General features: G+C 39.1%; 19 protein-coding genes and 1 pseudogene. 14 read left to right on the top strand and 6 right to left on the bottom strand.

The genetic code is table 11. The features are described 5' to 3' along the window. Nucleotides 1-28 precede the first annotated feature (28 nt). A complete protein-coding gene (locus tag TEL01S_RS09250) occupies nucleotides 29-1708 on the bottom strand; it encodes an Rqc2 family fibronectin-binding protein (protein ID WP_012003820.1) in 1680 nt (559 codons plus the stop codon). Beyond that, on the bottom strand, nucleotides 1705-2556 hold the full coding sequence (locus TEL01S_RS09245; protein ID WP_012003819.1) for a deoxyribonuclease IV: 852 nt from the start codon (nucleotides 2554-2556) through the stop codon (nucleotides 1705-1707). The genes TEL01S_RS09250 and TEL01S_RS09245 overlap by 4 nt, the downstream gene beginning before the upstream one ends. Nucleotides 2557-2600: 44 nt before the next feature. Between TEL01S_RS09245 and TEL01S_RS09240 the strand changes: the two genes are divergently transcribed. Both TEL01S_RS09240 and acpP read left to right on the top strand, forming a co-directional pair. Continuing rightward, the gene (locus TEL01S_RS09240) at nucleotides 2601-3404 is read left to right on the top strand and encodes a DUF72 domain-containing protein (protein WP_012003818.1); all 804 of its coding nucleotides are present in this window, start codon (nucleotides 2601-2603) and stop codon (nucleotides 3402-3404) included. Nucleotides 3405-3561: 157 nt separating this feature from the next. Beyond that, nucleotides 3562-3801, top strand: a complete 240-nt coding sequence (gene acpP / locus TEL01S_RS09235; protein WP_012003817.1) for an acyl carrier protein — start codon at nucleotides 3562-3564, stop codon at nucleotides 3799-3801. Nucleotides 3802-3810: 9 nt separating this feature from the next. Here the strand turns inward: acpP and TEL01S_RS09230 are convergent, their stop codons facing one another. Genes TEL01S_RS09230 through TEL01S_RS09215 form a run of 4 tightly spaced genes read right to left on the bottom strand, consistent with a single transcriptional unit; the run spans nucleotide 3811 to nucleotide 8459 of the window. Further along, nucleotides 3811-4827 carry a YncE family protein gene (locus TEL01S_RS09230; protein WP_012003816.1) on the bottom strand — a complete coding sequence of 339 codons (1017 nt, stop codon included), beginning with the start codon at nucleotides 4825-4827 and terminating at the stop codon, nucleotides 3811-3813. After that, complete coding sequence (gene mraY, locus TEL01S_RS09225; RefSeq protein ID WP_038051491.1) at nucleotides 4824-5726, bottom strand: phospho-N-acetylmuramoyl-pentapeptide-transferase; 903 nt, start codon at nucleotides 5724-5726, stop codon at nucleotides 4824-4826. Before mraY ends, TEL01S_RS09230 begins: the two co-directional genes overlap by 4 nt. Next, the gene (locus TEL01S_RS09220) at nucleotides 5720-6988 is read right to left on the bottom strand and encodes a UDP-N-acetylmuramoyl-tripeptide--D-alanyl-D-alanine ligase (protein WP_028843714.1); all 1269 of its coding nucleotides are present in this window, start codon (nucleotides 6986-6988) and stop codon (nucleotides 5720-5722) included. The genes mraY and TEL01S_RS09220 overlap by 7 nt, the downstream gene beginning before the upstream one ends. After that, entirely contained in the window at nucleotides 6981-8459 is a 1479-nt protein-coding gene (locus TEL01S_RS09215) for a UDP-N-acetylmuramoyl-L-alanyl-D-glutamate--2,6-diaminopimelate ligase (RefSeq protein ID WP_028843715.1), read from the bottom strand. Before TEL01S_RS09215 ends, TEL01S_RS09220 begins: the two co-directional genes overlap by 8 nt. A 103-nt stretch (nucleotides 8460-8562) precedes the next feature. Here TEL01S_RS09215 and hrcA point away from each other — a divergent pair, with 103 nt between their 5' ends. The 12 genes and pseudogenes from hrcA to pdxS all read left to right on the top strand — a co-directional run bounded on the left by hrcA (nucleotide 8563) and on the right by pdxS (nucleotide 19397). Beyond that, nucleotides 8563-9585 carry a heat-inducible transcriptional repressor HrcA gene (gene hrcA, locus TEL01S_RS09210; protein WP_028843716.1) on the top strand — a complete coding sequence of 341 codons (1023 nt, stop codon included), beginning with the start codon at nucleotides 8563-8565 and terminating at the stop codon, nucleotides 9583-9585. Next, complete coding sequence (locus TEL01S_RS09205; RefSeq protein WP_012003811.1) at nucleotides 9585-10109, top strand: nucleotide exchange factor GrpE; 525 nt, start codon at nucleotides 9585-9587, stop codon at nucleotides 10107-10109. The genes hrcA and TEL01S_RS09205 overlap by 1 nt, the downstream gene beginning before the upstream one ends. Then, nucleotides 10093-11199: a molecular chaperone DnaJ gene (gene dnaJ, locus TEL01S_RS09200; RefSeq protein WP_028843717.1), complete on the top strand. Its 1107-nt coding sequence runs from the start codon at nucleotides 10093-10095 to the stop codon at nucleotides 11197-11199. The genes TEL01S_RS09205 and dnaJ overlap by 17 nt, the downstream gene beginning before the upstream one ends. A 145-nt stretch (nucleotides 11200-11344) precedes the next feature. Beyond that, nucleotides 11345-12028 (top strand): DUF4912 domain-containing protein, encoded by a 684-nt coding sequence (locus TEL01S_RS09195; protein ID WP_012003809.1) that lies wholly within the window; start codon nucleotides 11345-11347, stop codon nucleotides 12026-12028. After that, a complete protein-coding gene (locus TEL01S_RS09190; RefSeq protein ID WP_012003808.1) occupies nucleotides 12025-13608 on the top strand; it encodes a glycoside hydrolase family 57 protein in 1584 nt (527 codons plus the stop codon). Before TEL01S_RS09195 ends, TEL01S_RS09190 begins: the two co-directional genes overlap by 4 nt. A 23-nt stretch (nucleotides 13609-13631) precedes the next feature. Next, on the top strand, nucleotides 13632-14204 hold the full coding sequence (locus tag TEL01S_RS09185) for a 2-oxoacid:acceptor oxidoreductase family protein (protein ID WP_012003807.1): 573 nt from the start codon (nucleotides 13632-13634) through the stop codon (nucleotides 14202-14204). Continuing rightward, nucleotides 14197-14499: a pyruvate synthase subunit PorD gene (gene porD / locus TEL01S_RS09180; RefSeq protein WP_012003806.1), complete on the top strand. Its 303-nt coding sequence runs from the start codon at nucleotides 14197-14199 to the stop codon at nucleotides 14497-14499. The genes TEL01S_RS09185 and porD overlap by 8 nt, the downstream gene beginning before the upstream one ends. A gap of 2 nt (nucleotides 14500-14501) precedes the next feature. Next, nucleotides 14502-15673: pseudogene (gene porA / locus TEL01S_RS09175) on the top strand (pyruvate synthase subunit PorA). A 13-nt stretch (nucleotides 15674-15686) separates the two neighbouring features. After that, complete coding sequence (locus tag TEL01S_RS09170; RefSeq protein WP_012003804.1) at nucleotides 15687-16661, top strand: thiamine pyrophosphate-dependent enzyme; 975 nt, start codon at nucleotides 15687-15689, stop codon at nucleotides 16659-16661. A 26-nt stretch (nucleotides 16662-16687) separates the two neighbouring features. Then, nucleotides 16688-17215 carry a cysteine hydrolase family protein gene (locus tag TEL01S_RS09165; RefSeq protein ID WP_012003803.1) on the top strand — a complete coding sequence of 176 codons (528 nt, stop codon included), beginning with the start codon at nucleotides 16688-16690 and terminating at the stop codon, nucleotides 17213-17215. Then, nucleotides 17212-18516 (top strand): nicotinate phosphoribosyltransferase, encoded by a 1305-nt coding sequence (locus TEL01S_RS09160; protein ID WP_012003802.1) that lies wholly within the window; start codon nucleotides 17212-17214, stop codon nucleotides 18514-18516. The genes TEL01S_RS09165 and TEL01S_RS09160 overlap by 4 nt, the downstream gene beginning before the upstream one ends. Nucleotides 18517-18518: 2 nt before the next feature. After that, nucleotides 18519-19397, top strand: a complete 879-nt coding sequence (gene pdxS / locus TEL01S_RS09155; RefSeq protein WP_012003801.1) for a pyridoxal 5'-phosphate synthase lyase subunit PdxS — start codon at nucleotides 18519-18521, stop codon at nucleotides 19395-19397.

The following is a 19397-nucleotide window of genomic DNA, read 5'->3' as shown; positions in this document are numbered from 1 at the left end:
AATTTGTCAAGTATCGCTTTATATAATTTTAAAAAGGGTATGAACCAGAAGTTTTAAGCAGGTTGGGATTTGCAAAAATGGTTTCATAGTTTGTATAAAGTACCATACCAGGCGGGGAGCCTTTTGGTTTATGAACATTTTTTATGGGCGTGTAATCTACAGGAACTTTTGAAGAGAAACGTGCCTTAGAATGGTAAGCGGCGATAGCTGCAGCAAACTCTAAAATCTTTCTTGGCACAGTCTGACCATTTGTTTTTATCACAACATGAGCACCTGGCATTTCATGAACATGAAGCCAGATATCATTTTTATTAGAGATTCTGACAAGCTTCTCGTTTTGTTTATTGTTTTTTCCAACCAGTATCGTAAATCCTTCATACACAATTTTTTTAAACTCTGGCTTACTTTTCGATTTTCTGAAAACAGTTTTTTCCTTGATTAAACCCTGCTGAGCCATTTCCTGTTCTATTTCCTGAAGTGTTTCAAGGTCTTCGGCCAGCTCTAGGGTGTGCATCAACTGTTCGGCATAATTCAAAAAAAGAGTTTCCCGTTTTATTCGTGCTTTCAGTATTTCAGATTTTTCTTTTAACTTTTTGTAAAGAGCAAAATAATACTGGGAGCTTTCTTTAACACCTTTTCCGTCAACCAGTGGTACCAAGGTCATTTGACCTGTATTGTAGTCCATAACATTTACAGATTTATGCAGGTCTTTTTTTTCCTGAGCATATTTTAGCAACTCTCCGTATTTGTGATATTCCTCAGCTTTCCGGCATGCCAATAATTCTTCTTCAAGCGTGTTGAGGATCTTTTCGCTTTTTTTTACTTTATCTTGCACGCATTTTATCAATCTTGCTTTAAAGTTATCGACCTCTTTTTTCAAAAGAACGATTTTATAAATATCATCTATAGCATTGGATATATTCGAATGTTCAGACAGGTTTTTAAATGGCAGTGTTTTCAAAGGAATAGTTGTGATTAAGAATTTTTCTTCAAATTCATAAACATATGTTTTTCCTCTTTCGAAATCATTGATGAGTGAAAAGAAAGAATGTTTTAAAGATTCTCTCTCTTCTGTGAGCAGATCGCAGGCAAGTTTATCTTGGAGGTTTGCTCTGTTCAAAAGTTCCCTTATTATATATTTTGAAAACCCAAAGAATTCCTGTGAGAGTACCTGAGAGATTTTTGCCCGTTCATCGAAAGAAAAATCATTGTAAGTAACCTCAAGTGGATTCAATTTTTCATTGCTTGATCGATAGATTTCCCCTTTTTGAATTCGACGAGACACTGTCAGAACAGACCTCAAGGCATCAATTATGATGTCATTTTCCACAAAAATAACATTGCAGTGGCTTCCGAAAAACTCGATATACAGTCTGTAAAAATGTCTGTTTCCAATCTCGTCTATTTTATCAAATTCAAAGAACATAACCCTGTCAAGTGATACCTGGCAGACTTTCCTGACACGAGCATTTCTAAGCTTTGTACGCAACAGCAGCACAAAATTTGATGGACGATGATCTGAGAAATCTTCTTTTTCTGTATAACAAATATGTGCCAGGGATGGCTCAAGACATATTCTTACCACGGCATTCTGAAAATAAAGGTATATGTCCGATTTACCATATTGGTATATTTGTCTCAGTTTTGCCCCTTCAAGACTGCTTAATTCGTCTACGATTCTTTTAAGCACAAATCCGTCAGAAATCATTCAATCAACCCCAGAAGAGATTTCACGTGTTTTATTTCTGTTTTGTATAGGTCTTTGCTATCAGGTGTTTCCAGAATCCATGGTACGCTCTGTATCTGGGAAAAGCTCAGGAAGTTTCGGAATCCTTCATCACCTATATAACCTTTACCAATATTTTCATGCCTATCAAGAGGTTTTCCAAAAGGTGCTTTGGAATCGTTCAAATGGATCATTTTCAGCCTCCAGAGTCCAAATGCTGATTCCATTTCGTCAAGCAATTTTGTGACCCCTTCTTTTGTGGTTATGTCATAGCCCGCATCAAAACCATGGCATGTGTCGTAAGTAACACCGATTCGATCTGGATAAGACACAGACTTTATAATCTGGCCAAGTTGGTGCATTTTATAGCCAATATTTCCACCTTTTGGAGAAACATTTTCAAGCAGCAATGTAATGTTCGAAGTGTTTTTCATAAACTCATCTATTGCCCTAACAATTCTCTGCATACCTTCCCTTTCTCCAGAACCGGTATGACTTCCCGGATGAACATTTAGATAAGGGATACCCAGCATTTCACAGATTTTGCCCTCAATTATCATCAATTGCACAGACTTGGTCCATATATCTTCTTTCGGACTTGCCAGGTTGATTAAATATCCTGTGTGACAAAACGCATTCTGAAACGGAATTGCACATTTATTCATGAAAATTTTGAATTTTTCACATGATTCTTTCGAAGGCAATCCGGCTCTCCAGGTTCTTGGACTGTGTGAAAAAATCTGGAATGCGTTTCCCCCTATTTCTACTGTTAACTCGGGTACTTTTTCGAAACCATATGAAATTGGCATATGAGCACCTATTTTTATCATCTTCATCACCAGAATTGATGATAACATAATTAGGGGGAATCATCTTGTTGTATATTGGTACAAGCGGGTACTATTTTGATGACTGGATAGGAGCTGTTTACCCGGAAAAGATATCTCGCTCAGCGATGATAAAATATTACTCGGCTGTCTGGAAATTCAATGCGGTTGAACTGAACTTCACTTATTATGGCCTTCCAGGTTATAAGACAATAGTTTCCATGGTGAGAAAAACTCCTTCTTCACTTGTTTTTAGTGTAAAGGTTCCAGGCTCGATTACGCATGAAGGATGGAAAAATTCACATTTTCCTCGCGAAGATATCAAATTTCTTCTAAATGCTTTAGAACCGATGATTCTCGAGAAGAGACTGAAAGTTTTGCTCGCACAATTTCCTTACTCTTTTACCTACTCCAAGGAAAATGTTGATTACCTGAAGAAAATCAGAGATACTTCTACAATTCCCATAGCTATCGAATTCAGACATAAATCCTGGAACACAGACGATGTTTACAGGTTTCTCGAAGAAAATGAAATGTGTTATGTCATAGTTGATGAACCGCAGATCAGGAATCTTTTTCCTTACAGACCTTTAAAGACTTCTGATATTTCTTATTTCAGATTTCATGGCAGGAACAGTAAATGGTTTGTTTCTTCTTCTGAGCGTTACAATTACGATTATTCTGAAGAAGAACTGGAGCTTTTCAAGATCGATATTGAAAAATTACTTAGAAAGTCGCTTGATACGTTCGTTTTTTTCAATAATTGTTATCGTGGCAAGGCTGTAAAAAATGCAATAAAGCTTCGTTCCATGATAGATAACAGCTTTTTTGGAGGTTATTTCTTCCAATAAAGACAGCTGTGGATTCTTGAATATATGCTTCCTGAGAGAGCATTTCTGGTTTTTTAAATATTCTTTATAAATACAAAGAAAGAAAATAGTTGATTTGACATAATCATGATTGTTTTTTATAATCTTTTGCGAATAACTTTTGTAAGGGGGTTGTTTCATGGACAGAAATGCAATCGTTGAAAAAGTTGCGAAAATTATATCCGAGAAACTTGGAGTTGAATTGAGTCAGATCAGTGAAACAAGCAAATTGACAGAAGATCTGAATGCTGATTCTTTAGATCTGGTTGATCTGGTAATGGCATTTGAGGAAGAATTTGATGTAAAGATTGATGATTCGGATCTGGAAAAGATTTCGACAGTAAAGGATATTGTAGATTATATTATTTCAAAATCCTAACCTTGGGGATTATTCCCCAAGGTTTATAAAGTAGAGCTCTCCAGAGTCAGAACACAGAACAACTACTTCAGATTCTGAAATTTTAAACATCTCTAATGCGTAAGTTCCCACATTTATTGTTTCTATAGAGTTTTCTTCAGGATCAACTATATACACTTCTCCTGGTAGATGATTCAGAAAGACGAGTTTTTCTTTCATATTCAGAACTCTATGGGAAACATTCGGCAAAATGATCTTTTGTGCGATTTCACCGGTGTATGTAATCAGTGAAGCAATTGGTTCAAGTAAACTTGTAACGACAATATAATTTTCTGTGAGTACCATATCTCTTGCGAAATCTGGAAGATTAATTCTCCACATCTCTCTGTTATTCTTCAGGCAAACCAGCATTCCATCTGTATAGCCCAGCAGAAAAGAAACTCCATTCTTTTCAATGTATTTAACAGGATTTTTCAGGTTGTCCACTTTCACTTCAACTCTGTTTTCGCTGACGATTTCGTAAGATTTGTCGCTGTCGAAAAAATACAGATAAACTAATTTGTCGTCTAACACTTCAAAGTATGGTGAGGCCGATTTAAAGGAATATTTTTTTCTAACCAGAAGTGTTTGATAATCAATTTCGTAAACAGAACTGTCTTTAGAACAACTGACATAAATTTTGCCGTCAAAGGATTTTATCGTTGTTGGATGGGAGCCAACGTCTATTCTCTTTACAAATCTGCCGAACATTGTGTAAACCATGACAGAAGATTTGTAATAATCAGAGATAAATACCATACCAGCTTTGTAAATGGCACTGACAGGATATGAAAGTCCAACTGTTATGTTGCTTATCGTCTTTCCGTTTTTATTCAGTACAAGCACTGATGGTGATTGAGATCTTACAAGGCATATTATCTCGTCGTTGTAAGATGCTCTTGTATAACCTGCTTCTATATGAGTTATTTTTACGCTGTTTGCGTAACTGAATGATGAAAACGTGAAAAAAGATAGCAGAAGAAGCTTTGCTAAAAATCTTCTCATCATTGGGGTGCTCCCAACATGAAAAAGGTTGTAATTGCAAGATTTACCAGGGTGAACATCTGGACAATTCTTTCTTCTTTCCATCCAAGAAGTTCGAAATGATGGTGTAAAGGCGCCATTTTAAATATCCTTCTTTTAAAGATCTTGAAGCTAACCACTTGCAATATCACACTAAAGGTTTCGGCAAGAAAAACAGGAGTAAAACATATCAATGAAAGTTCGTTCGAGGTTCTTAACGAGACTGTTGCAAGAAGTCCTCCAAGGGCTAGAGCTCCAGTATCTCCCATGAATACTTTGGCTGGCTTGATGTTATAGATTAAAAAAGCCATAACGGCAACTGATGTGTACAGAAGTGATTTTTCACTCTGATTCAGAAATACCCAGTATGGCAAACTGGTGGTTAGAAAAACTCCCCCAGCCAGTCCGTCCAGTCCATCCGTAAGATTAACCGCATTGCTGAAGCCAGCTATAAACAAAATAGCAAATATTGGGTAAAAATATCCAAGGTTCAAAGTTGAGTGGGTAAATGGTATCAAAATATGATTTCTTTGTGGATTTACGATCAGGTATATCACTGTTGAGAAAATTACCTGAAGTAGAAATTTCTGCCATGCTCTCAAGCCCATGGATTTTTTTCTTTTCAGGCTGAGAAAATCATCCAGAAAGCCGATGAAACCGAAAAAGATAAGCGCGAGAGCATCGGCCGTGTTAACAAAAAAGATAAACAGAGATGGTACCAAAACAAACAAAATTCCCCCAGCTGTGGGCGTACCTGCTTTATAACTGTGTAAATCCGGCCCTTCCTCTCTTATATACTGACCGAGTTTATATCTTCTCAAAAATTTTATGAGTGGAGAGTACAGAATCGTGCAGATTGCGAAAATTATAAACGGGATCAACATCTAATCTCCTCCGTATATATTTGCAAAACTTTCTCTATTTGAACTGACCTTGATGCTTTGAATAAAACTACATCGCCAGGTATCAGGATTCTTTTCAAAAAATCAGAGATTTCTGTTGCGCTGTTGCTTGCAAAAATTTTTTTTGAACAGTTCATGATTTCTATCTCATTATCGACGTTGTAAACCACAACACCATCTAATTTTTCGAGAATCTCGCCAAGTTTCCTGTGTGTTTCAATTGAGTATTTTCCCTGTTCTTTAATTGAACCAACTACAGCAAATGATCTTTTACCAAGCTTCTTTATTGTTTCAACGGCTGTTTCAAACGACTCTATGCTTGCATTATAAGTGTCATCCACCACATAAATTCCATTGCAATTCATTACCCTGAATCTTCCAGCCACAGGCATAAAGTTTTCCAGAATGTTTTTATTACAGTCTATTCCGAGAATATCCAGTGCGGCTAAAACTGCTGATATATTTGTTAGCTGACCGGCATTCCAGATTGATTTGAGGTTGAAGATTAGCTGCTCTCTTGGGGTTTTGTAGAAGGCTTTCGTTGAGAAATCAATATAACAATAATCGACAAGTTGATAATCTCCTTTTTTATAGCCAAAAGTTACCATAGGTTTCGATGAAATTCTATCCAGCAGTTTTTTATCATACAAAACTATGGCTGTTCCATTTTTTTGCATATTCTCGATTAATTGGAGTTTTCCTCTCAATATCATTTCCTGATTTCCTGCTATTCCACGATGTGCTGTTCCAACATTCAGCAAAATTGCCACGTGAGGCATGGCTATTTGGCATAATCTTGCAATATCTCCAAATTTATTCATAGCCATTTCTAAAATAGCGAATTTCTCCGCATTGTATTCATTGAGAATCGATAGTGGCAAACCGATCTCCGTGTTCAAATTTCCTGGATTACGAAAAGCCCTGTCTTTTCCCAAGAGCTGATAGAGGAGTTCTTTCGTGGTGGTTTTTCCGTTTGAACCTGTTATACCTATCACAACTGGATTATGTTTTTTTAATTTTTCTCTGGCATTGCTGAGCAAAAACTCAATTGTGTCATTGACAGTTATCAATTTTTCTTCTGGAATATGTTGTAGTTTTTTTTCGGCAACGACATAAGCAGCACCTTTGTTAATTGCTTCATTGGCGTAAAAGTGTCCATCAGTTTTTTCACCTTTAATGGCTACGAAAACACATCCGGGGGTAACTTGCCTTGAATCAACGACAAAGCGAGAATTCTCAAACACGTTTTTTCTCCTTTTCGTATTCTTTCAAAAGGATTTTTCTAATTACTTCAGCGTCCTTGAATGGAATTTTCCTCTCGTCGCTGAAAATTTGATATTCTTCATGTCCCCTTCCTGCTACTATGACCATATCTCCGCGATTTGCCAAAGTGAGAGCTGTTTCTATTGCTTCCTTTCTGTCTGGAATAACGAGATATGGTGATCCTGATGGAACACCTTTCTCAACTTCGAATAATATTTCCTCGGGATCTTCTCCTCTTGGATCATCGGTTGTTATTATGCTTACATCAGAGTATCTGCAGACCACTTCAGCCATCATTGGCCTTTTTCCTTTATCTGCCTGGCCACCAGCTCCAAAAACTGTTATGATTCTTCCGCTTGCGATTTTTCTTGCAGTGATAAGGGTTTTTTCCAGTGCATCCGGGCTGTGAGCAAAATCAACAACGATATCGATACCCACCAGAGCGCCTTCACGTATGAACTGAAACCTTCCTTCTACTCCCTCAAAGCTTTTAATGGCTTCTATAATAGACTCAATATCGTATCCAAGTTCACAAAGAGATGCAATTACAAGTGTTGCGTTGTATGCGTTGTGTATGCCGGGTATGTTGATTGAGCATTTGTGTTCTCCGAAGCGGCTTTTCAAAACGAAATTTGTTCCGAATTTGTCTATTTCTGCAGATAGAATTCTGTAATCACTATTCTCAGACATGCCGTAGATTACTTTTTTCACTCTTTTGTTCACTATATGCTCGAATTCATCACTGACAACCGCTATACCGAATTCTTTTAATAGATCAAATATGTGGAGCTTGGTCTTTATGTATTCGTCAAAAGTTTGGTGGAAATCAAGATGATCACGCGTAATATTTGTCAAAGCAGCAATGTCAAATTTTACAGACTCCACTCTTTTCATAGCCAAAGAATGTGATGAAACTTCCATCACAAAATGTTTGCCACTTCTATCAACTGTGTTTTTCATTGCTTTGAGAATTTCTATTGCATCTGGTGTTGTATTGTCATGGTGAAATTTTTGCTCTCCAAGTATGTCATAATAAATTGTTCCAAGCATGCTGCCATTACTTCCGAGAGTCTTCAGGACGTGGTGAAATAAATGAGCTGCCGTTGTTTTTCCATTTGTCCCGGTTATACCTATAGTAAGCAGTTTGTTGAATGGATCGCCGTAATATAAAGCAGATAAGATAGATTCAGCAAGTCTGCTGTCACTCACAACCACGTGAGGAAAATCCACTGATATGGGATGCTCAACAACAAGAAATGAGGCACCTTTCTTGATTATTTCAGAAGCTATTTCATGAGAATCAAATCGACTTCCTTTGTGACAAATGAACAAATATCCCGGACGAACCTCGGTTGATTTATTGGTGATGCCTGTTATTACGATATCTTCTCCATCAAACTGGAGATTCAGGGTTACTTCATCGATAGCTTCAATCAGATTTCTGACAAGCATTGTTGCACCACCTCTAAACAATTGTAACACCGCTTGTAAAGCTTGACAAGTTTTCCAGGTTATGCTATGCTAAAATTAGCACTCAAATGATGAGAGTGATAAAATGAGGCGTGAATCAAGAATAAATGAGAGGCAAAAAAAGATTCTTTACTGTGCTGTACGTGAGTATATAATGTCAAAGAGGCCTGTGAGCTCCGAGCGGGTTCTGGAGGCTTCAGATCTCTCATGTAGTGGTGCGACTGTGAGAAATGATCTCAGAAAACTTGAATATCTTGGTTATTTGCATCAACCTCACACGTCAGCTGGAAGAATTCCAACTGATAAAGGTTATCGATTCTATGTAGACGAAACGCTCAGTTTGATGAAAGAATACACGCAGCGCTCATCTTCGATTTATTCAAAGTATCCTATTACTTTTGGTGATATGGAGAAAATACTCGAAGGGGCGGCCATGGCCCTTTCGAAGATTGCTAAAGGTGCTGTTATTCTTGAAAAACCAGCCGTTGAGAAACTCAAAATTCTCCGTGTTGCAATAGCACCAGTCACCAGAACTTATTATGTGGTTTCCATGGTAATGGAACTTGGGCTGGTAAAATTTATACCATTCAGGACTTTTCAGGAAATAGATTATCTATCACTGGAAAGTATAATGAATCAGCTTCTAAGTGGGCGAAATATAGAAAATATGAGTGATCGAATCTTGGAAAGCGAAATTGATCAATATTTGATAGATCTTTCAGAGTATCTCGTTAACACTTTAAAAGAAGATTTCAGAAATGATTTAATTAAAGTTGGTATTGATACATTGATCAACGCTGAAGATTTCGATGTGGAGGAGGTCAGAAAGCTGTCAAATTTCTTTTCAGACGATTTGATGCTAAGAAAGGTGTTTATTAATGCGAAAGAGATTCCTGCGGTCTTGATTGGTTCTGAACACGGTGTATCTGGTCTGGAGAATCTCGCTTTTTTCATCGACGGATACAAAAAGGAGGACAAATTAATGGGAAAAGTGATGGCCATCACTTCCAAGGTGGTCAGATATGAAGATATATTCAATTCATTGAGATATATGACAAGTAGGCTTACAGAGTACTTTACGGTTGCAACCAGAGAGGAGGGAAAATAATGAACGAAAATGAAAAACCCCAGATTACCGAACAAAAAGAAAATCAATCGGCATTAGATCAGCTCATTAAAGAGAAGCATGAGTTACTTGAACATCTAAGACAGCTCAAGGCACAATTCGAGAACTACAAAAGAGATTCATTAAGAGAAAAAGAACAGGTTTTGAAAAATGCCAATGAATACTTCCTTGTGAAATTAATTCCTGTGCTTGACGATATGGAAAGAGCTTTCGAAGAGGTTCGAAGATCAAAATCATACAAAAATTTCTACAGCGGAATGGAGATTATATACAAAAAGCTCTGGAAAATTTTGAACGATGAAGGACTTTTCAAGATAGAACCAAAAGAAAAATTTGACCCGTTCGAACACGAAGCAGTGGAACGTGTTGAGACAGATGAAAAAGAAGAATATTCAATTTTGAAAATCCTGGAAAATGGTTATAAATTTCACAAAAAAATTGTGAAGCCTGTGAAAGTTCAGGTAGCAGTCAGGCCAAGAGGTGAAAACGGTGCCAAGACAGAGTAAGGATTATTACGCAATCTTGGGTGTATCAAGAGACGCTTCGCAGGATGAAATAAAAAGGGCTTACAAAAAACTTATAAAGCAATGGCATCCCGATTTGCATCCAGAGAACAAAAAAGAAGCCGAAGAAAAGTTCAAAGAAATACAGGAGGCTTACGAAGTTTTAAGCAATCCTCAAAAAAAAGCTATGTACGATCGCTTTGGTTATGTTGGAGAAGCTGAGTTTTCCCAGCAGACTTCCTCAGGTTCGTTTGAAGATATTTTCAAAGATTTTGAAAGTTTCTTAGGAAGAGATATCTTCGACATATTTTTTGGGGAAAGAGGAACGCAGGAGAGGCAGCAGAACAGGCGAAGAACAGGTGAAGATATAACGCTGAATATTGAAATTGATTTTGCCGACTCTCTTCTTGGGAAACAGATACCTGTGGAGTATGACAGGTATGAACGTTGTGAGCACTGTCAAGGGCAAGGAGTTGAACCAGGCAGCGGTTATCAAACTTGTCCGAGGTGTCACGGTACGGGTGTCATAAGAGAGGAAAGAAGGAGCATTTTTGGGGTTTTTGTTAGTACAAGGACTTGTAGCACTTGTGGTGGTACTGGCAGGGTCATAAAAGAAAAATGTCATGTTTGCGGCGGAGCGGGTAGAATAAGAAATCGCTTTAGGACTACTGTCAATATACCCGCTGGGGTTTCTGATGGGGCCAGGATAAAAATTGAATCAGGTGGTAACGCTGGTTACGGTGGTGGACCGTATGGTGATCTGTATGTTTTGATCCATGTCAGACCAGATAAGAGATTTAGAAGACAGGACGATGATATATATGTTGATGTAACGGTAGATTATCTCGAAGCCATTCTTGGTACCACTATGAAACTCGATTTGCCAACGGGAAATTCGACAATGCTTCGAATACCGGCAGGTACTCAGCCAGGGACAGTTTTTAGACTTAAAGGAGAAGGTGCTCCATCAGTAAGAACAGGTAGGCGCGGTGACCTGTATGTCACAGTCAATGTTCGAATACCAAAAACTCTTTCCTCTGAAGAAGCAAAGCTTTTAAAAGAACTTGCAAAAATAAAAGGAATAGAATCTTAAATTAGCATCAAATAACCTCAAAAATGCCAAATAAACCAGATCAGGGTCCTTATACCCGTTTGTTTTTTTATTTTTTATCTATTTACAACTATTTTAGAACATGATAGAATAAAATGTAAATATTATGCAAAAGGAGGCGCAAGGCATGAGGCGCCAAGATTTGTTTGATTTCCTTCATCGCAATCCTTCCATTCAAGAAGCAAAAGCGCTCGCCAAGAAACTCGGATTAAAAGTCAAGAAAATGATGAAAAAACAGGAGGTATACAAATTAATCAGCGAATACGCTTCGAAATTACCTGAGGAAGCTACATCTCCACCTGCTTCTGCGAAAAGAACTGTGCAGGAGATTAACGAAATTCCTTTTTCGTATGGATCAGATAAGATAGTGCTTCTACCGGTTAACCCTCACCTTGTTTATCTTTATTGGGATCTGTCTGCAGAAACTTTTGAAAAACTTTCTAAAGCCGGGAATGTAGTCGTGAGATTGTACGATGTGACGTTCATTATTTTTGATGGAAAAAATGCCCACAGAATTTTTGAGGCTGGGATTGATCTCGGTGTCTGCAGAAATTATTATTTTCATGTCCCGATGTCCAATGCAGATTACATTGCAGAAATAGGTTACAAAAATGGCTACGATTTCATCCCGCTACTGAGATCAAATCTTTGCAAGACACCTTCAGATTCTCCGTCACCTTCTAACAGACAGAGATGGTATATAAGAGGAAAGAAATACGTGTTTGTAGGTGAAGCTTTTTTAAAGCCTGTTGAGCACATAGGTGGTAGCCGTGGTTCAAGTTTCTCAAATCTGGCAGGTGATAGAAAGTGATCGGTTATTTCAGCCTTGTTCTTCACTCTCATCTTCCATATGTTCATCACCCAGAACATGATTCTTTTCTTGAAGAAAGGTGGTTTTTCGAAGCAGTTATCGAAAGCTATATACCTTTATTGATGACTTTCGATCGACTTGCTCGGGATGGAATATCTTTTAAAGTAACAATATCTCTGACCCCGCCACTTCTTGAGATGATGAAAACAAAAAGCCTTCAGGAAAAATTCTTAACCCACGTAACCCAACTTATCGAACTCTGCGACAAAGAAATAGTTCATGCAAGGACCCTTGAAGAAAAAGAACTTGCTCTTTTTTACAAGAATAGATTTACTCAGGTACTGGAGTACTATAAATCTCTGAACTGCGATTTGACCAGCGGATTTAAAAAACACTCACTTGATGGAAACATCGAACTTATCACATGCAACGCCACACACGGATTTTTGCCTTTAATGCAACATCAACCTGTTGCTGTAAACTCACAGATAAAACTTGGAGTAAGAGCTTTCCAAGAAGTATTTGGTTTTCCTCCGAAAGGCATGTGGCTTGCTGAATGTGGTTATTATCCTGGTTTGGATGAGATTCTCAAAAGACATGAATTGAGATTTTTCTTTGTTGACTCACATGCACTTTGGTACGCTGATGAAAAACCAAAATATGATGTTTACAGGCCTGTAATGACTCCATCTGGTGTTTTCGCTTTTTCGAGGGATCCAGAATCGAGTGAACAGGTCTGGAGTGCCTCAACGGGATACCCTGGCGATTACAGATATAGGGAGTTTTATAGAGATATAGGTTTTGACAGAGATTTTGATTACATAAAGCCATACATAGATCCAAGCGGTGCACGTGTGAATACAGGTATCAAATATTACAAAATCACTTCCAAAGAATTACCGCTGGACGGTAAATCTTTCTACAATCGTGATGATGCTTTAACAGCTGCAAAAGAGCATGCTTTAGATTTTCTTGATAAGAAACTTACTCAGATACAAAGACTTTATGAGCTTTTTGATCAACCTCCAGTCGTGGTAGCTCCTTTCGATACGGAGTTGTTTGGGCACTGGTGGTTTGAAGGGCCAGAATTTCTGGAATATTTCTTTAGAGAAGCCGCGAAGGTTCGTTCAATGAAACCTCTGACAGCTTCCGAGGTCCTCGAAAAATTTGATTCGTTTCAAATACTCACACCGGCGGCTTCTTCGTGGGGAAACGGCGGCTACAATGAAACATGGTTAAACGGAAGAAATGACTGGATATACATTCATATGAACGAATTGAGTGACAGAATGGAGAAACTTGCAAGTGAATTTAAGGACGAGCACGATTTGTTAAAAATAAGAGTACTGAACCAGATGCTCCGTGAGCTTTTGCTTGTTCAATCGAGCGATTGGGCCTTTATCATTACGACAAACACCAGTGTCGAATATGCAGTTAACAGAATTAAAACGCATGTGAAAAGGTTTTTAGATCTGGAAAGACAGTTTTTGAGCAATAATATAGATGAAGAATATCTTTCGCAAATTGAGCAAATGGATGCGATATTCCCCTGGATAGACTACAGGGTATATAGTCGTTAGCAGAATCCGAGAGGAGGGATACAGTGCCTGCCAAATATTACGAAATCAGGTGGCACTCAAGAGCTGGTCAAGGTGCGAAAAGTGCCTCGCAGCTTTTGGCAGAAGCAGTTTTGGATATGGGTAAGTATGCCCAAGCTTTTCCCGAATATGGTGCGGAGCGATCTGGTGCGCCTATGAGGGCATTCAACAGAATTAGCGATGGGAAGATTACTATCCATTCATCAGTTGAGAAACCAAATGTGGTTGTGGTGATCGATGATACGCTGTTATCACCAGCGGTTGTCGAGGGCATAACTGAAGATGGTGTTTTAATTGTTAACACAACCCACCCTGTCGACTACATTAGAAAGAAAACACATTTTAATGGCAAAATTTGTACATTGAAAGCAACTGATATAGCCCTTGAGGAAATTAAAAGAGGGATACCAAATACAGTTATTCTTGGTGCAGTTGCGAAAATTACAAATGTTGTGACACTTGAATCGCTCGAGCAAAAAATCAAGAATATGTTTGGAAAAAAGCTCTCTGAAGAGATGCTTGAAGCCAATCTCAGAGCTTTAAGACGGGGTTACGAGGAGGTGGCCTGCGATGGCTGAGTTGAAGAAATGGAATGAAGTTCCAATTGGTGGAATTATTACTGAGCCGGGAACTGCACGCAAATACAAAACCGGCGACTGGCGCGTGAAAAGACCTGTTTATGATAGATCAAAATGTATAGATTGTATGATGTGTTGGTTCTACTGTCCGGACCTTGCTATTATTCAGGAAAATTCTGTTATGAAAGGGATAAATTATTTCTATTGTAAAGGCTGTGGTATTTGCGCTAATGTTTGCCCAAGAAATGCTATTGAGATGAGACCCGAAACAGAGTTTTCACACGAGGAGGAGTGAGTATGAAGCTTACCAGACAGGCTATAACTGGAGCACAGGCAGCCGCTTATGCTATGAAACAGATTGAACCTGATGTAGTGGCTGCTTATCCTATCACCCCTCAAACACCCATAGTTGAATATTTTGCAAAATATGTTGCCGATGGTGTAGTTAAAACAGAAATGATACCTGTTGAGAGCGAGCATAGTGCGATGAGTGCACTTGTTGGTGCCGCTGCTGCAGGCGCAAGAGCAATGACAGCAACCAGTGCCAATGGACTTGCACTAATGCATGAAATTGTTTATATAGCTGCTTCATTGAGACTTCCTATAGTAATGCCGGTTGTCAACAGAGCACTTAGTGGGCCAATAAATATACATTGTGACCATAGTGATACAATGGCAGAAAGAGATTCAGGATGGATACAGCTTTTCTGCGAAGACGCGCAGGAAGTTTACGATTTGACAATCATGGCTGTAAGGATTGCCGAACATGAAAATATAAGACTGCCTGTTATGGTTAATCAGGATGGATTCATCATTTCTCATGGAGTAGAAGCGGTTGAATTGTTGCCTGACGATGTTGTCAAGAGTTTCGTTGGTCAGTTGAAGCCTCTCTATCCTCTCCTTGATGTGGAAAATCCAGTGACATACGGTCCTCTTGATCTATACGACTATTATTTCGAACACAAAAGGCAGCAAATTGAGGCAATGAAAATGTTTTTGAGGTATTCTCAAAAATATCTGAAGAGTATTACAAAATTTCTGGCAGGAAATATGATTATGTTGAACCTTACAAAATGGAAGACGCACAGTATGTTATGGTAGCTCTTGGTTCAACTAATGGGACGATAAAATATGTTGTTGATCAATTAAGAGAAGAAGGAAAAAAAGTTGGGTTGTTAAAAATATGGATGTTCAGACCATTCCCGAAAGCTGAAATACAGAGGTACCTTACAGGTAGAAAAGCCGTTGTCGTTCTCGATAGATCGGCTTCTTTTGGTGCAGAAGCACCTCTATATGAGGCTGTTAAGTCGTCTCTGTATGAAGTAGCATCGAAGCCGCTTCTTGGTTCCTTTGTCTATGGACTTGGCGGCAGAGATGTTAATCCAGAATTGATAAGGTACGCTTTTGAAAAGGCTATCAGTCATGAACTTGTTGCAGACCAGGAATTGTACCTTGGTCTGAGAGAATGAGGAGGTGCATTGAATGCCGTTGACAATGAAGAAACTCGCAGAGATTTTTACAGATAAAGACCCTGGTTTAACGCAAGGGCACAGAATGTGCCCTGGATGTGGCGCACCAATAACTGTAAAAATAGCATTAATGACCGCTAAAGCACTCGGATACGAACCTGTAATAGGATTTGCGACTGGTTGTATGGAAGTTTCATCAACAATCTATCCATATACTTCCTGGACGGTTCCTTATATACACAATGCTTTTGAAAACGTAGCTGCAACAATTAGCGGTGTTGAGACTGCTTATAGATCTCTTAAAAAATCCGGGAAAATTCCATCTGATAGAAAATATGCCTTTTTTGCTTTCGGTGGAGATGGAGGAACGTATGATATAGGTTTACAGTCACTTTCCGGTGCTATTGAAAGAGGACATAAATTTATATATATTCTTTATGATAATGAAGGTTATATGAACACGGGAAACCAAAGATCTGGCTCAACACCTCCCGGTGCAGATACAACCACTGCACCTGTTGGAAAAAAGATACCAGGAAAGCTTCAATTGAAGAAAAACATCGTAGAGATAGTAGCAGGTCATGAATATGTTTATGCCGCGACAGCTACTGCTGGTGAACCGATGGATTTTATAAGCAAGATTGAGAAAGCACTGACTTTCGAAGGTCCGTCGTTTTTAGCTGTATTGAGTCCCTGCGTCAGATACTGGAGAGTTCCAGAAAATCGGACAATTGACATTACGAAGCTTGCTGTTCAGACTAAATATTGGCCTCTGTATGAGGTGGATCGCGGTGTTTATAAAGTCACCAGAAAACCATCGAGTTTCAAACCTGTTTCTGAATTTGTCAAAGTTCAGGATAGATTCAGACCTTTACTTCAAAAACCAGATGCAGAAGAAATAATAGATGAACTCCAGCAATATGTTGACAAAAGATGGGAAAGATTGCTTGCTCTGGAGGAGGCCACAAAAGATAAACCCGTGAGATAATCTTAACCACCCCAGGGGGCGATGGTGTGGATGCATTGATTGTTATAGACATGCAGAGAGATTTTGTGGACCCTGATGGAGCACTTTATTTTGCGGGCGCCGAGAAGGTTGTTGCGCCCGCTATTGATGTTATCAAAAATTCAATGGAAAGATCTGAAATTGTTATAACAACGCAAGATTGGCATGAAGCAAATGATGAAGAGTTTAAGATGTGGCCAAGCCACTGTATTAAAAATACGCCTGGTGCTGAACTTATTGCTCCTTTGAGAGAGCTTCTTCAAAATTATCCGAAATATTACCCAGTTTATAAAACCAGATACAGTGCATTTTACGGGACAGAGCTTGATAGAATTTTGAAAAATTTCTCGATAGATAAAGTCCAGGTTTGCGGAGTTGTTACGCACATATGCGTTCTTTTCACTGTTGAAGAACTCAGAAACAGAAATATCAAGGTAGAAGTTTACGAAAAAGCAACAGCTTCATATGATCGTGAATTTCACGAATTTGCCCTGCGTATGATGAAAGAAGTCCTTGGTGCTGAGGTGATTTTATGAGAAAAAAAAGACTCGATCCAAAGGTATTTAAAGTTCCCATAGATCGCATCAGAAATGACTATTATTCAGATATATATTTCTCAAGGTATGTTGAGGTACTCAAGAAAGACAACAGACATCCAAGGGTTCTGTACCAATTTTTTCCAAGAAAAGATTGCACAGTTGTTGGTATAGACGAGGCGCTGGCAATTTTAAGGTTTGCGACCGGATATTACAAAGACGAAGAAAAAGCCAAACAGATATTTCAGGAGATCCTCTCACTTGATAAAGCTATTCAGGCTGCTTCTGTTGACATGAGGACAGATATTGTTTTGAAATATACTGAACGAAAATGGGATTTGAGAATAAAATTGAACCAGCTCTGGGTAGATAAATGGGATGAGATAGAAGTCAAGGCCCTTTATGATGGCGATGAAGCAAGGGAATGGGAACCTATCATGACTATTGAGGGAGATCCAACGTATTTTGGGTATTTAGAGACAATACTCTTAGGAGTCATTGCAAGGGCCACGAGCACGGCTACAGCCGTTAAAAACGTTGTTAAAGCTGCGAACGGTAAACCAGTTCTGTATTTCAGCGCCAGGTTTGATCATTACTGGGTTCAGGCAACCGACGGGTATGCAGCACTTTGCGCCGGTGCTTTTGGTGTCTCGACAGATGCCAACGCTGATTATTGGGGAGCTCAATCCATGGGAACAATGCCACATGCCCTTATAGCAGCGTACAACGGAAGCACAGAGGAAGCTGCTGTGGCTTTTGACAAACATATGCCTGAAAACGTGAATCGCATAATTTTGGTGGACTGGGATAATGACGTTATTGGGACAACCTTGAGGGTTGTTAAATCTTTCTATGAAAAGCAAACCGGAAAGAATTTCGTTTTGGGTGTGACTGATCCTTCCCCTATAATAGGTGTGGGCAAGGGAAGGATATGGGGGGTAAGATTTGATACTTCTGGAAATTTGAGGGATATTTCAGTTGTTCCGAGGGACGAATCTTCATTGGGGGTTTGTCCGGAGCTTGTCTGGCGTGCACGGCAGGAGTTTGATAAAGTTGGCTTAAAGGACCTAAAAATAGTTGTTTCAGGAGGATTTGATGCCGATAAAATTTCTCTTTTCGAGAAACTAAGAGTGCCTGTAGATGTGTATGCTGTTGGGTCAAAATTACTCAGACACAAGGTTGACATTACAGCTGATATAGTTGAGGTTGATGGAAAACCGTGTGCGAAAGTTGGACGGATTAAACAGGATACTTCAAGACTTGAAAGAGTTTTCAAAAGATACTGGGAAGAGGAGGTGTGATTATGACAGAGAAGGGTACATGGACAGTGAAGACAGGGTTTGCAGATATGTTCAAGGGCGGAGTCATAATGGATGTAACAACAGCAGAACAAGCAAAAATAGCAGAAGAAGCTGGCGCAGTTGCGGTTATGGCACTTGAGCGCGTACCGGCGGATATACGAAAAGCTGGTGGTGTTGCCCGCATGGCAAGTATTGCAAAGATAAAGGAAATCATGCAGGCTGTTTCAATACCTGTTATGGCAAAGGTAAGAATTGGCCATATTGCTGAGGCGAGAATTCTTGAGGCACTCGGGGTAGATTTTATAGATGAATCAGAAGTTCTTACCCCGGCAGATGACAGATTTCACATAAACAAACATGAATTCAAAGTTCCCTTTGTTTGCGGAGCGAGAGATCTTGGAGAAGCCCTCAGAAGAATTGCTGAGGGTGCTGCTATGATAAGAACTAAAGGTGAAGCAGGAACAGGAAACATAGTTGAAGCGGTTAAACATATGAGAAGGGTTATGGATGAAATAAGAAGACTCACAACTATGGCTGATGAGGAACTGGTTTCTTATGCCAAGGAAATAGGCGCACCTGTAGAACTGGTAAGGGAAGTCAAGAAACTCGGTAGACTGCCTGTTGTGAATTTTGCCGCAGGTGGTGTTGCTACTCCTGCAGATGCAGCACTGATGATGATGCTTGGCGCTGATGGTGTTTTCGTTGGATCTGGTATTTTTAAATCGAAAGATCCTGCAAAGATGGCGCGTGCTATAGTTATGGCTGTGACTTACTGGAATGACGTTGATATGTTGCTCAAGGTTTCTGAAGATATAGGGGAGCCGATGCCAGGGCTTGAGGTTGAAGAATTAGAAGTTCGGATGCAGGAGAGAGGATGGTAA

Source organism: Pseudothermotoga elfii DSM 9442 = NBRC 107921, assembly GCF_000504085.1.
Taxonomy (GTDB): Bacteria; Thermotogota; Thermotogae; order Thermotogales; family DSM-5069; genus Pseudothermotoga_B; species Pseudothermotoga_B elfii.
Note: the sequence above shows the minus strand (reverse complement) of the source record. Positions and strands in the feature narration are given on the sequence as shown.